General features: G+C 68.0%; 15 protein-coding genes. 9 read left to right on the forward strand and 6 right to left on the reverse strand.

Annotation, left to right across the window (positions count from 1 at the left end; genetic code table 11):
- Positions 1-215: 215 nt before the first annotated feature.
- Genes rimI through pssA form a run of 3 tightly spaced genes read right to left on the reverse strand, consistent with a single transcriptional unit; the run spans position 216 to position 1,935 of the window.
- Positions 216-719 carry a ribosomal protein S18-alanine N-acetyltransferase gene (rimI, locus tag PJ250_RS04040; RefSeq protein ID WP_271647266.1) on the reverse strand — a complete coding sequence of 168 codons (504 nt, stop codon included), beginning with the start codon at positions 717-719 and terminating at the stop codon, positions 216-218.
- Positions 716-1,162, reverse strand: coding sequence for an alanine acetyltransferase (locus tag PJ250_RS04045; RefSeq protein WP_271647267.1), 447 nt, complete (start codon positions 1,160-1,162; stop codon positions 716-718). Before PJ250_RS04045 ends, rimI begins: the two co-directional genes overlap by 4 nt.
- Positions 1,159-1,935 carry a CDP-diacylglycerol--serine O-phosphatidyltransferase gene (gene pssA / locus PJ250_RS04050; RefSeq protein ID WP_271647268.1) on the reverse strand — a complete coding sequence of 259 codons (777 nt, stop codon included), beginning with the start codon at positions 1,933-1,935 and terminating at the stop codon, positions 1,159-1,161. Before pssA ends, PJ250_RS04045 begins: the two co-directional genes overlap by 4 nt.
- A 117-nt stretch (positions 1,936-2,052) precedes the next feature.
- Between pssA and PJ250_RS04055 the strand changes: the two genes are divergently transcribed.
- From PJ250_RS04055 to PJ250_RS04070, 4 genes are all read left to right on the forward strand, one after another.
- Positions 2,053-2,463 carry a DUF4124 domain-containing protein gene (locus tag PJ250_RS04055; RefSeq protein ID WP_271647269.1) on the forward strand — a complete coding sequence of 137 codons (411 nt, stop codon included), beginning with the start codon at positions 2,053-2,055 and terminating at the stop codon, positions 2,461-2,463.
- A gap of 4 nt (positions 2,464-2,467) precedes the next feature.
- Positions 2,468-2,602 carry a hypothetical protein gene (locus PJ250_RS04060; RefSeq protein WP_271647270.1) on the forward strand — a complete coding sequence of 45 codons (135 nt, stop codon included), beginning with the start codon at positions 2,468-2,470 and terminating at the stop codon, positions 2,600-2,602.
- A 206-nt stretch (positions 2,603-2,808) separates the two neighbouring features.
- Complete coding sequence (locus tag PJ250_RS04065; protein WP_271647271.1) at positions 2,809-4,509, forward strand: proline--tRNA ligase; 1,701 nt, start codon at positions 2,809-2,811, stop codon at positions 4,507-4,509.
- Between the two features lie 164 nt (positions 4,510-4,673).
- A complete protein-coding gene (locus tag PJ250_RS04070; RefSeq protein WP_271647272.1) occupies positions 4,674-5,048 on the forward strand; it encodes an H-NS histone family protein in 375 nt (124 codons plus the stop codon).
- 75 nt (positions 5,049-5,123) lie between these two features.
- Here the strand turns inward: PJ250_RS04070 and PJ250_RS04075 are convergent, their stop codons facing one another.
- The gene (locus tag PJ250_RS04075) at positions 5,124-6,362 is read right to left on the reverse strand and encodes a threonine/serine exporter family protein (protein WP_271647273.1); all 1,239 of its coding nucleotides are present in this window, start codon (positions 6,360-6,362) and stop codon (positions 5,124-5,126) included.
- A gap of 108 nt (positions 6,363-6,470) precedes the next feature.
- Here PJ250_RS04075 and PJ250_RS04080 point away from each other — a divergent pair, with 108 nt between their 5' ends.
- Genes PJ250_RS04080 through PJ250_RS04100 form a run of 5 tightly spaced genes read left to right on the forward strand, consistent with a single transcriptional unit; the run spans position 6,471 to position 10,906 of the window.
- Complete coding sequence (locus PJ250_RS04080; protein ID WP_271647274.1) at positions 6,471-7,364, forward strand: DMT family transporter; 894 nt, start codon at positions 6,471-6,473, stop codon at positions 7,362-7,364.
- Positions 7,361-8,479 carry an ABC transporter permease gene (locus PJ250_RS04085; protein WP_271647275.1) on the forward strand — a complete coding sequence of 373 codons (1,119 nt, stop codon included), beginning with the start codon at positions 7,361-7,363 and terminating at the stop codon, positions 8,477-8,479. The genes PJ250_RS04080 and PJ250_RS04085 overlap by 4 nt, the downstream gene beginning before the upstream one ends.
- A 2-nt stretch (positions 8,480-8,481) precedes the next feature.
- Positions 8,482-9,300 carry an ABC transporter ATP-binding protein gene (locus tag PJ250_RS04090; protein ID WP_271648518.1) on the forward strand — a complete coding sequence of 273 codons (819 nt, stop codon included), beginning with the start codon at positions 8,482-8,484 and terminating at the stop codon, positions 9,298-9,300.
- Between the two features lie 17 nt (positions 9,301-9,317).
- On the forward strand, positions 9,318-10,244 hold the full coding sequence (locus tag PJ250_RS04095; protein ID WP_271647276.1) for an MlaD family protein: 927 nt from the start codon (positions 9,318-9,320) through the stop codon (positions 10,242-10,244).
- On the forward strand, positions 10,241-10,906 hold the full coding sequence (locus tag PJ250_RS04100) for an ABC-type transport auxiliary lipoprotein family protein (RefSeq protein WP_271647277.1): 666 nt from the start codon (positions 10,241-10,243) through the stop codon (positions 10,904-10,906). Before PJ250_RS04095 ends, PJ250_RS04100 begins: the two co-directional genes overlap by 4 nt.
- A 71-nt stretch (positions 10,907-10,977) precedes the next feature.
- Here PJ250_RS04100 and PJ250_RS04105 read toward each other — a convergent pair whose 3' ends face one another.
- Together PJ250_RS04105 and PJ250_RS04110 are read right to left on the reverse strand one after the other, a co-directional pair.
- Positions 10,978-11,505 carry an alpha-ketoglutarate-dependent dioxygenase AlkB family protein gene (locus PJ250_RS04105; RefSeq protein WP_271647278.1) on the reverse strand — a complete coding sequence of 176 codons (528 nt, stop codon included), beginning with the start codon at positions 11,503-11,505 and terminating at the stop codon, positions 10,978-10,980.
- 35 nt (positions 11,506-11,540) lie between these two features.
- Positions 11,541-12,176, reverse strand: coding sequence for a CoA transferase subunit B (locus PJ250_RS04110; protein WP_271647279.1), 636 nt, complete (start codon positions 12,174-12,176; stop codon positions 11,541-11,543).
- Between the last annotated feature and the right edge of the window lie 110 nt (positions 12,177-12,286).

Below are 12,286 nucleotides of genomic sequence, written 5' to 3' on the forward strand. Positions count from 1 at the left end.
TGGCTGCTGTGGGAGCAACTGTCTTCTCAAGTCTCGCAGCGGTCTGCCTGTAGAGCGGAGCTTGCTCCGCTGCTCTTCGTTCGGTTCGTGGGGAAGGCCGCAGCGGAGCAAGCTCCGCTCTACAGGTGGGAGCCACTATAGCGGCGAAGGGGCTTTCCCGAGGAAGCCTCATCGCCGCTGTAGCGGCTCCCACAGAACAGCCCGCACGTCCTGTCCTACAGCGGCGGCATCCGGTCGATCTCGCCGTCGACCAGCTCGATCGCCATCACGATGGCATCCTCGCGCCCGTTGTGGGCCGGGTAATAGCGCGGCCGTCGCCCGATCTCGTTGAAGCCTTCGCTGTGGTAGAGCGCGATGGCGGGCGGGTTGGACGGCCGCACTTCCAGGAAGACACGCTCGGCGCGACGTTCGCGCGCGCCCTGGACCAGCGCGCGCAACAGCTGCCGGCCCAGGCCACGCCCCTGCCGCTCGGGCGCCACGCAGACGTTGAGAATGTGCGCCTCGTCCGCGGCCAGGCTGATCACGCCATAGCCGATCGGCAGCCCGTGTTCGACCAGTAGCCAGGCCGGATACCCGGCCAGCAGGCAGTCCCGAAAAATCCCGCGCGTCCACGGGAACGGATAGGCCCGGACCTCGATCGCCATGACCGCATCCAGGTCCGACTCACGCATCGCCCGCAGCGTGGCGGCCGGCGCCGGGCCGGACTGCAGCGCACTCATCCCCGAACCACGCCCTTGCGCAGCGCCCGCAGCTGCGGCCACAGCGCACGCTTGGCCGCCGCATTGCCGCGCAACTGCGCCGAGGCAGGCCAGGTGGCCATGATCTGGGCCGCCTCGGGCGCGTTCGGGTTCAGTCCGGAGGCACGCACCAGGGCGAAATGCAAGGCGTCATGCAATGGCGTCCCTGCCCTGCGGGCGGGGGCCACTGGCCGCCGGGGCGCGGCCGCAGGAGCCGGTTCGTCCAGCACAGGTGCGCTAAGACGCGACCTAGGCGGTGCGGCGGCCGGACGCTGGGACGCGGGTCGCGCGGCGGGACGCGGCGGTGCGGCATGCGGCGCAGCGTCGGCCACCGGCACGCTGCCGGGCACCCAGACGGTATGGCCCAAGGCCTGCAGCCAAGCGTGCTGCTCACCGGTCCACAGCGGGGCCGCGTCCAGGCTCACGGCGCGACACCCCGGCGCCCGCGCCGATTCAGCAGCCACATCACCGGACCTGACAGCGCGTAGAGCACCCCGATCGCGAGCAGGGTGCGCGGCAGATCGATGACCAGCACCGCGATCACCACCGGCACCAGCACCACCAGCAGGAACGGAATGCGATCGGCGCGCGCACCGCCCTGACCACTGCCCTTGAAGCTCCAGAAGCGCACTCGGCTGACCATCAGCAGGGCTGCCACGATGGTGATGGCCAGGGCCACGTAGCGCAGCTGGTCGCCACTGAGGCCCAGCTCGCCGTCGGCGAAGGCCCATACGAAGGACATCATCAGTCCCGCCGCCGCGGGGCTGGCCAGGCCGACAAACCAGCGCTTGTCCACCGTGGCGACCTGGGTATTGAAGCGCGCCAGGCGCAGCGCCGCGCAGGCTGCGTAGAGGAAGGCCACCGCCCAGCCAACCCGGCCCATCGTCGCCCCGTCCAGGGTCAGCGAGGACAGCGACCAGTGGTACATGACCAGCGCCGGGGCCATGCCGAAGCTGACCAGGTCGGCCAGGGAGTCGTACTGCACTCCGAAATCGCTGCTGGTGCCGGTCAGGCGCGCCACGCGCCCGTCCACGCCATCCATCAGGCCGGCGATGAACACCGCGATGGCCGCATGCACGAATTCGGCATTGGCCGCCGAGATGATCGCGAAGAAGCCGGAGAACAGCCCGGCCGTGGTGAACAGGTTGGGCAGCAGATAAATGCCGCGCGCGCGTTTGCGCTGGGGAAGCTGGTCCATCCGTGCAGTTTAGCCTTGCCGTGGCCCTGGCGCGCCTGTCCGCCCTTTCGGCTTGCCTTGCGGGCATCCGGGTGCTGCAATCCCCGCCGTTGCGCCCATCTCACGCGGAGTTGCCCGATGCGCCTGTCCACCTGCCTGATCCTGTCGGTCCTGCTGGCGTCTCCGCTGGCCCACGGCCAGAGCCTCTATCAGTGGAAAGACGCGCAGGGCGTCACCCACTACTCCGACACCCCGCCGGCGGGACGCAACCTCGAGGGCAAGCAGATCAACCGCGCCGATGCCCTGGCCCGTGGCGAGGCGCCGGCAGGTGCAGAAGCCGCACCGGTCGAAAGCGCCCAGTGCGCCAGCGCCAAACTCAACCAGAAGATCCTGGCCAACAGCGCCCCGGTCCGGCAGATGGGCGCCGACGGCAAGCCCGGCGCAGTGCTGACCGACGAGCAGCGCGCCAGCCAGCGCTCCCTGGCCGACGCGGCGGTCAAGGCCTACTGCACACCGGCCACCGCCGCGACGGATCCGTCCGGCGGCTGATCCGATGCGGATCGGCTGGGCGATCCTGGCCGGCCTGGTCCTCGGCGGCGGACTGGCGTGGTGGCTCGGCCGCACCCCGCCCGGCCAGACGCCCGATGCGCAGACCCGTCAGGCGCAGCCCCCGACGCTGTACCGCTGACGCGACGAGACCGGCACGCTGCAGATCACCCAGACCCCGCCGCCAAAGGGCCGCCCGTACCAGCGTGTCCCGCTCGACGGCGCCGGTGGCGACCGGGTCACCCCGCTGCATTAGCGGACCTCGCCGCCACGATGCCGGCGCGCCGGTCCGGCGCCGGGGCGCGGCAACTGGCAAAATGCCCGCTTTCCGCAAGCGATGCCTCCACGATGCGCCTGTCGCAGTTCCATCTCCGCACCACCAAGGAAACCCCCTCCGACGCCGAGCTGGTCAGCCACCAGCTGATGCTGCGCGCCGGCATGATCCGCAAGCTGGCCTCCGGCCTGTATACCTGGTCGCCACTGGGGCTGCGCGTGCTGCGCAAGGTCGAGGCCATCGTGCGCGAGGAGATGAACCGCGCCGGCGCGCTGGAAGTGATCCTGCCGACCATCCAGCCGCGCGAGCTGTGGGAGGAGACCGGCCGCTGGAAGAAGTTCGGCCCGCAACTGCTCAAGGTGACCGATCGCAAGGAGCAGGCGTTCTGCTACGCGCCGACCGCCGAGGAAGTCATCACCGACTTCGCCCGCAACGAGCTGTCCAGCTACAAGCAGCTGCCGGTGAACTTCTACCAGATCAACACCAAGTTCCGCGACGAGATCCGTCCGCGTTTCGGCGTGATGCGTGCGCGCGAGTTCCTGATGAAGGACGCCTACTCCTTCCACCTCAGCGACGAAGACCTGACGCGCGAGTACCGCAACATGCATGCGGCCTACACCCGCATCTTCAGCCGGCTGGGACTGGAGTTCCGCGCGGTGCTGGCCGACAGCGGCGCCATCGGCGGCGATGCCTCGCAGGAATTCCACGTGCTGGCCGGCTCGGGCGAGGACGCCCTGGCCTTCTCCACCGGCTCGGACTACGCGGCCAATGTCGAAGCGGCCGTGGCGGCCGAGCCTGCCCAGCGCCCGGCGCCGGCTGAAGACATGCGCCGGATCGAGACCCCGACCCAAAAGACCTGCGAGGCGGTGGCAGCGCTGATGGGCATCGCCTTGCAGCGCACGGTCAAGTCGATTGCCACCATGACCGAGGACGGCTTCGTCCTGGTCCTGGTGCGTGGCGACCACGACGTCAACGAGATCAAGCTGGCCAAGGTGCCGGGCATGGCCGGCTACCGCATGGCCACCGAAGCCGAGATCCTCGATCATCTGGGCAGCGAACCGGGCTTCCTGGGCCCAATCGGGGCCGCCAGGCCGTTCCGCGTGGTGGCAGACCGCGACGTTGCCGCGCTGGCCGATTTCGTGGTCGGTGCCAACCAGCCGGGCTTCCATATCGCCGGAGTCAACTGGGGCCGCGACCTGCCCGAGCCGGACACCGTGGCCGACGTGCGCAGCGTGGTCGAGGGCGAGCCCGCCGCCGATGGCGGCCAGATCCGGCTCGCGCGCGGCATCGAGGTCGGCCATATCTTCCAGCTCGGCCGCCAATATGCCGAGGCGATGAACGCCACGGTGCTCGACGAGACCGGCAAGGCCGCGGTGATGTCGATGGGTTGCTACGGCATCGGCGTCTCACGCATCGTCGCCGCGGCGATCGAGCAGAACCACGACGCCAACGGCATCATCTGGCCCGATGCGATGGCGCCATGGCAGGTTGCGGTGTGCATGATCAATCCCAAGGGCGACACGGCGGTCACCGAGGCCGCACAGGCGCTGCTTGCCGAACTGCAGGACGCGGGTCTGGACGCGGTGCTCGATGATCGCGGCCTGCGCCCGGGCGCGATGTTTGCCGATATCGAACTGATCGGCATTCCGCACCGGGTGGTGGTGTCCGAGCGCGGTCTGGCGGCCGGCACGTTTGAATATCGCGCGCGCCGTGCCGATGCGGCGGAAAACATCGACAAGGTCGCGTTGCTCGACCGTCTGAAACCGACCCGATAAAGCGCCCTGAAATGTCGGAATCGATAAAAAGGGGCCGTCCATTTACGGCCCCGCCTTCCGACCGATGATTTGAAAAGTTTGAATCCAATTCGCAGTTTGGATTAGGATGGCCGCGCTCCGCCATGGACCGGCCGCATTCCCCTATCCAAAATCGGAGTTATTCGATGTCGATCGACCTGACCGGGCTGTCCCCGAAAGAACTCGCCTCGCTGATTACCCAGGCCCAGAAGCGCCAGACGGCCATTGCCAAGCGCACGCCCATCACCAAGGTGCGCAGCCGCATCCTCAAATTCGCCAAGTCCGAGGGTTACAGCATCGACGAGCTGTTCGGGACCACCGGCGCCGCGCCGGCCCGTGGCAAGGCAGTCAAGAAGACCAGCACCGCTGGCCGCAAGCTGGGCAAGGTGGCACCGAAGTATCGCAACCCGGCCAATACCAAGGAAACCTGGACCGGCCGTGGCAAGCAGCCGCGCTGGATGGCCGCCTACGTGGCAGCCGGCAAGAAGCCCGAGGATTTCCTGATCAAGGGCAAGAAGTAATACCCTCGATCCGGGCAAATCGGATTTCGGAAAAAACGCCGGTTATGCCGGCGTTTTTTTATGGCCCACCCGGTCCTAAAGTGCCTTGCGCGCCGGGACCAGGAGATTGCCAAACAATAGCCCGGCCACCAGCGCCATCAGGATCTGGAGCACCACCAGCAGGGTCGAATCGCTGCCCTGCCCACCCTGGACCAGGTTCATCAGACCGCGCAGGCTGGCACTGCCGGGCACCAGCATGATGATGCCCGGCAGGCGGATCAACGCACCGGGCCGGTTGAGCCTGCGGGCGAACAGATTCCCCACGGCAGTCATCACCAGGGCGGACAGGAACAAGCCCACCGGCGATCCCCAGGCCTTGCCGGCGTAGCGCGAGATCAGGTAACCGCAGATCGCCGCGCCCATCACCCAGACATAATCGCGTCGCTGGACCTTGAACAGCACGGCAAAGGCATAGGCACTGATCACCAGGGCCGCCCATTCCACCCAATCCGGCTGTGGACGCAGCGCGCGGACTTCCGGATACAGGTCCAGCAATTGCGCAAGGGTGACGGCGATGATGCTGCCCACGGTGAGCTTGATGACGGTCGTGGCCGCGCCGGCGAACCGCGCCGTCCCGGACACCCAGTGCTGGCTGGTCAGTTCGTTGAAGGCGTTGGTCAGGCTCATGCCCGGCAGCAGCACCACCAGCGAGGAAATGATCACCGTATTGAGATTGAGCGGGGCGACCAGGCTGGAGACCAGAATCGCCACCAGGCCCGCCACCAGCGAAGCCACGGCGTCGGATGCCTCGCGCAGTTGCGGCCTGCGCTCGGACAATTGCGTCAGCAGGCCGATCAGCAGCCCGATCAGCGCGGCGGTGGCGATATCCAGCCACGGCAGCCGCCACAGGCCCGCAACGCCGCCGGACGCCAGGCCGAAGGCGAGCACCTGCTTGAGCTGGAAGCTGCGCGACGGCACGCGGTCCAGCTCGCGCAGGGCCGCATGCCCTTCGGCCAGGCTCATCTCGCCGGTGGCCACCGCCTCGGTGATGCGATCGGCTTCGGAGAGCTTGCCCAGATCATTGTCGCCGGGTGCCAGGCGGATCACGCGCGTGGTGTCGCTGGCCCCCAGCGCGCGCTTGGGATCGCTGAAACTCAGGATCAGCCCGGTGGGATTGGACCAGGGCTCGCAATCCAGCCCGAGCCGCGCCGACAGCACCAGGATGCTGCCCTCCAGGCGCTGGGCGGTGGTGCCGTAGCGATGCAGGCGCGCGGCGATCTCGCAAACGAACGCGATGCGCTGGGCATAGGTGGCGGGTGCGGGCGGACGTGGCATCGGCACGACATCGGGGAGCTGGCCCTAGTGTAGGCGGGCGCGGGACTTCTCCTACACTGACCGATTGTCCCCTTCGCCATGGTGCCCCGTGTCGCACGCCCAAACCGCATGAACATCGGCCTGGGCGAAGCCATGGCCCTGGGCAGCGCGGCGACCTGGGCGTTCGGGGTGATCCTGGCGCGCCAGCTGGGTCGCAGCCTGCCGCCGGCGACGTTGAACCTGTTCAAGAACGGACTGGTCCTGCTGGTGCTGGCGCCGGTGGCATGGATCAGCACCGGCGGCGTGCTGCCCGCCCTGACTGGCACGCAGGTCGTGCTGGCGCTGGCCAGCGGGCTGATGGGCATCGCCGTGGCCGACACGCTGTACTTCAGGGCGCTCAACGAGCTGGGTGCCGGACGCATGGGCGTGGTGGGCAATCTCTACAGTCCGCTGGTCCTGCTGATGGGCTATCTGTTCCTGGGTGAGCGGCTGGGGCCGTGGCAGTGGCTGGGTTTCGCATTGGTCGCCGGCGGCGTGGCCCTGGTGGCACGACCACCAAAGCAGTGGCAGACCACACCAGCGCATACCGCGCGCGGGGTGCTCATCGGACTGACGTCGATCGCACTGATGGCCGTCTCCATCGTGATGCTCAAGCATGTGCTGGAAGCCCAGCCATTGCTGTGGATCACCCTGGTGCGCCTGGCCGGCGCGGTCGCCGGGCTGGTCGCGCTCGCGGCGTGGCCGAAGACCCGTCGCCACTTCCGCTTCGATCCCAAACAGGTGCCATGGCCGCGGCTTCTGCTGGCCGCCCTGTGTGGCCAGGGCCTGTCGATGGTGCTGTGGCTGGGCGGTTACAAGTACGCGCCGGCGGCGGTGGCCGCCATCCTCAACGAATCGGCGTCGGTGTTCCTGGTGATCCTTGGCGCGGTATGGCTGCGTGAGCCGCTGGGACGGCGCGCGGTGGCCGGGGTGGCGCTCACCTTCACCGGCATAGCCTGTATGCTCGCGGCCAGACCGATATGAAGCCGCCCGCACAGACACAGCCCGAGGTCCGCATCGACCCGGCCGAGCCCACGCGGGCACGGTTGATGGGCAGCTGGACCCTGGCCTGCGCCCTGGATGTGGGCGAGCAGCTGGCGAAGATCCCCGAGGACGCCACCACGCTGGATGCCACCGAGGTCTCGCGCATCGATTCGGCCGGTGTCCTGGCGCTGCTGCGGCACGCGGCACGCCGCGACCTGCCGCTGGAGAGCCTGCAGTTCCGGCAGGACCACCAGGCGCTGGTGTCCAGCATCGAGGACGTGGTCGACGACCGCCCCAGGAAGAAACGCGATCTGGGCTTCCTGGCCGCCCTGAGCCGCCTGGGCGAGCGCGTCCACGACAACGGTCGCGAGATCATGGCGCTGGTGAGCTTCACCGGCGAAAACCTGGTCAAGCTGCTGCGCATCCTGCACGCGCCGCGTCGCCTGCGCCTGACCGCCACGGTGCACCACATGGAGCAGGTCGGCCTGGATGCCCTGCCGCTGGTGGCGCTGCTGTCCTATCTGGTGGGCGCGGTGATCGCCTTCCTCGGCTCGACGATCCTGCGCGACTTCGGCGCGGAGATCTATGTGGTCGAACTGGTGTCCATCGCCTTCCTGCGCGAGTTCGCGGTGCTGTTGACCGCCATCGTGCTGGCCGGGCGTACCGCCAGTGCCTTCACCGCCCAGATCGGCGCAATGAAGAGCCGCGAAGAGGTCGACGCGATCCGCACGCTGGGCCTGGACCCGATCGACCTGCTGGTCCTGCCGCGCCTGATCGCGCTGCTGGTGACCCTGCCGCTGCTGACCTTCGTGGCGATGATGGCCGGCCTGGCCGGCGGCATCACCGTGGGCGCCTTTGACCTGGGCATCCCGCCGCAGATGTACATCGGCCGCCTGCACGACACCATCGAACTGCGACACATGCTGGTTGGCCTGTCCAAGGCGCCGGTGTTTGCCCTGGTCATCGGCTTGATCGGCTGCCTGCAGGGGCTGCAGGTGGAAGGCACCGCGCAATCGGTCGGCGAACGCACCACCTCCTCGGTGGTGCAATGCATCTCGCTGGTGATCATCCTCGATGCGCTGGCGGCGCTGTGGTTCATGCAGGTGGGCTGGTGAGCATGCAGGCCGACCAAGTCGAGACCACGCAGCCCGAAACCGGATCCGACACGGACGACGACGCGGTGATCCGCGTGCGCGGGCTGGTGAACCGCTTCGGCGCACAGACCGTGCATGACGGGTTGGACCTGAGCGTGCGCCGCGGCGAGATCATCGGCGTGGTCGGCGGGTCGGGGACCGGCAAATCGGTGCTGATGCGTACCATCCTGGGGTTGCAGATCCCCGAGGCCGGGCAGATCGAGGTCCTGGGCGTGGATGCCCGCACCGGACGCCGCGCGGCGCGCCAGCACATCGAGCGCAATACCGGCGTGCTGTTCCAGGACGGCGCGCTGTTCTCCTCGCTGACGGTAGGCGAGAACGTGCAGCTGCCGCTGAAGGAGAACCACCCCGAGCTGCCGGACACCTTCCGCTACGAGCTGGCCTTGCTGAAGGTGAAGTTGGCGGGGCTGCCGGCCGATACGGTGAGCAAGCTGCCCTCGCAGCTGTCCGGCGGCATGCGCAAGCGCGCCGGCCTGGCTCGCGCCCTGGCGCTGGATCCGCCGCTGCTGTTCCTGGACGAACCCACCGCCGGCCTGGACCCGATCGGCGCGGCCGCCTTCGACCGGTTGATCAAGACCCTGCAGGGAGCCCTGGGACTGACGGTCTTCCTCATCACCCATGACCTGGACACCCTGTACGCTATCTGCGACCGGGTGGCCGTGCTGGCCGATAAGCGCGTGATCGCCACCGCGCCCCTGGCCGAGATCGAACAACTGGACCACCCCTGGATCCAGGACTACTTCCACGGGCCGCGCGCACGGGCTGCGCGCGACGCGCGTTAATTGCGGAGCACAGGCATTTGGAAACCAAGGCCAATTACGTCCTGATCGGCGCCTTCACCATCGTGGTGGGCATCGGCCTGCTGCTGTTCGGGCTGTGGGCGGCCAAGTATTCGTCCGAGCGCAGCTGGCAGCAGTACCAGGTGGTGTTCCGAGAGGCGGTGACCGGCCTGAGCGTGGGCAGCCCGGTGCAGTACAACGGCATCGCCGTCGGTTCGATCACCAAGCTCTCCCTGGCCCCCAACGATCCCAGCCAGGTGATCGCCCAGATCCGCGTGGATTCCAATACCCCGGTCAAGACCGACACCACGGCCAAGCTGGCGATCACCAGCCTGACCGGGCCGACCATCATCCAGCTCAGCGGCGGCACGCCGGGCAGCAAGGAACTGGTGGACGTGGACAAGCGCGACGCGCCGGTGATCCGCACCAGTCCCTCGGCCCTGCAGAACATCACCGACACCGCCAACCGCATCGTCGAGAAGATGGACCAGGTCCTGAGCGACGAGAACGTGGCCGCGATTTCGGGCACGTTGCAGAACCTGCAGAAGATCAGCAACGACCTGTCCGACCGCCAGGCCGGCGTGCAGGCGCTGCTGGTCTCCGCGCGCGACGCCGCGCAAAGCCTGGACGCCACCCTGAAGACCGCCAACGGGACCCTGGCCGACCTGGACCAGAACGTGGTCAAGCAGTTGCCGGCCACGCTGGACAAGCTGGACGCGGCCCTGGCCAAGCTGGACTCGGCCGCCGGCAACGCCGACGCGATCATGGGTGAGAACCGGCAGGCCATCAACAGCTTCGCCAATGACGGCCTGGGCCAGCTCGGGCCGACCCTGAACGAGTTGCGCGGCCTGATACGCGACCTGCGCCGCGTCAGCGACCGGCTCGAAGGCAACCCTGCGCGCTACCTGCTCGGCCGTGACGCACCCAAGGAGTTCGAACCCAAATGAAGGCGCTGACCCTCTCCGTGGCCCTGGCGTCCACCGCCGCGCTGGCCGGCTGCTCCTCCCTGCTGGGCGGCGGTGGCCGTGAGCCGACGACCATCTATGCCCCCCAGGTCCAGGTCGACACCGACGCGGCATGGCCAAGCATCCCGTGGACCATCGTGGTGGCCAATCCCAGCGCGCCGCGGGTCATCGACAGTTCCCGCATCGCCGTACGCCCGACGCCCGACGAGCTGCAGGTCTACCATGGCGCCGCCTGGGCCCAGAGCGGCACGGACATGCTGCAGAATGCCGTGGTGCGCGCCCTGGAAGATTCCGGCCGGACCGCAGGCGCCGGCACCACCGAATCCGGCATCCGCGGGACCTTCAAGCTGGTGATGGACGTGCGTCAGTTCGAGGCCGACTACGCCGGCGGCGATATGCCTTCGGCGACCATCGTGCTCAACGCCAAACTCGTGCAGAGCTACGACCAGAGCGTGACCGCGTCACGCACCTTCAAGGTGGTCCAGCCTGCGCGTGGAACCGCAGTCGATCAGGTCGTGCCCGCCTTCGACCAGGCCCTGTCGCAGGTCACCTCGCAGATCGTGGGCTGGGCGCTGAACAGCGCCAAGGCCCATCCGCCCATCGATCCGACGCTGCCCAAGAACATGCCGGCGACCTCAGGCTGATCGATCCGGTGCCTGCAACCGCACGTGGTTTGGCGACCACCCACGCATGTTTGCCCACTCGATTCGAGTCGCTAAAGGATGTGACGAAAGGTCAGGTTGATGCGCCGCCCGACCGGCCGCACCGTTCGCGGCAGCGCATGCTGCCACTCACGCTGGCATGTGCCACGCATCACCAGCAGGCTGCCGGACGTCAGCGCGAAGGTCTGCTTGACCGCATGATCGTCGCGCCTGCGCAGCACGAATCGGCGCGTGGCCCCCAGGCTGACCGAGGCGATCACCGGCTCGGGCCCCAGTTCGGGCTCGTCATCGCTGTGCCAGCCCATCGCATCGCGGCCATCGCGGTAGAGATTGGCCAGCACGCTGTTGAACGGCACTCCCAGTTCGGCCTGCAGGCGCTCACGCAGCGGCACCAAGGCGCCTGGCCAGGGATGGGGTTCGAAGTGCTGCCCGGAATACCGGTACGCCGCCCCCGGATCGCCGATCCAGCAGCTCAAACGTGGCGCGTCGACCCACTTCCCAAACATGCGCATGCGGTGGGTCTGCCAGTCGACTTGCCGTTCCAGCACGGCATCAAGCGTATCGGCCTCATCAAGCGTCATCCAATCAGACCGCAACGCAAACGGATCGGCCTGATTCAAGCGACGCCAGCCACCGGCACGCCCGTTTTCTCCCGCACTTGTGCAGGGGTGACATCGTCGGCCAGCTCGACCAGCTTCAGGCCTTCAGGGGTGATGTCGAACACGCCCAGGTCGGTGATGACCCGATCGACCACGCCCACGCCGGTCAGGGGCAGGTCGCACTCGGGCAGCAGCTTGTGGCTGCCGTCCTTGGCGACGTGCTCCATGATCACCACGACGCGCTTGACGCCGGCGACCAGATCCATCGCCCCGCCCATGCCCTTGACCATCTTGCCCGGCACCATCCAGTTGGCCAGGTCGCCCTTGTCGGTGACCTGCATGGCGCCCAGGATCGCCAGGTCAATGTGCCCGCCGCGAATCATCGCGAACGAGTCATGGCTGCCGAAGAAGCTCGCGCCCTTGCGCGCGGTCACGGTCTGCTTGCCGGCGTTGATCAGGTCGGGATCGACTTCGTCTTCGGTCGGGAACGGGCCAATGCCGAGCAGGCCGTTCTCCGACTGCAGCCACACGTCCACACCCTCAGGGATGTAGTTGGCCACCAGGGTGGGCAGGCCGATGCCCAGGTTGACGTAGGCGCCGTCGGTCAGTTCCTGCGCGGCGCGCGCGGCCATCTGTTCGCGGGTCCAGGCCATGTTGAGTCCTCCGAGTGTGTGAAATCCAGCTGCCATCCCTGGCGAAACAACGTCGCGTCACCGAACCCCAGCCCGGCCATCCATGGCCGGTCTTCCGCAGGCGCAGCCAA

This window comes from Pseudoxanthomonas sp. JBR18 (assembly GCF_028198165.1).
Taxonomy (GTDB): Bacteria; Pseudomonadota; Gammaproteobacteria; order Xanthomonadales; family Xanthomonadaceae; genus Pseudoxanthomonas_A.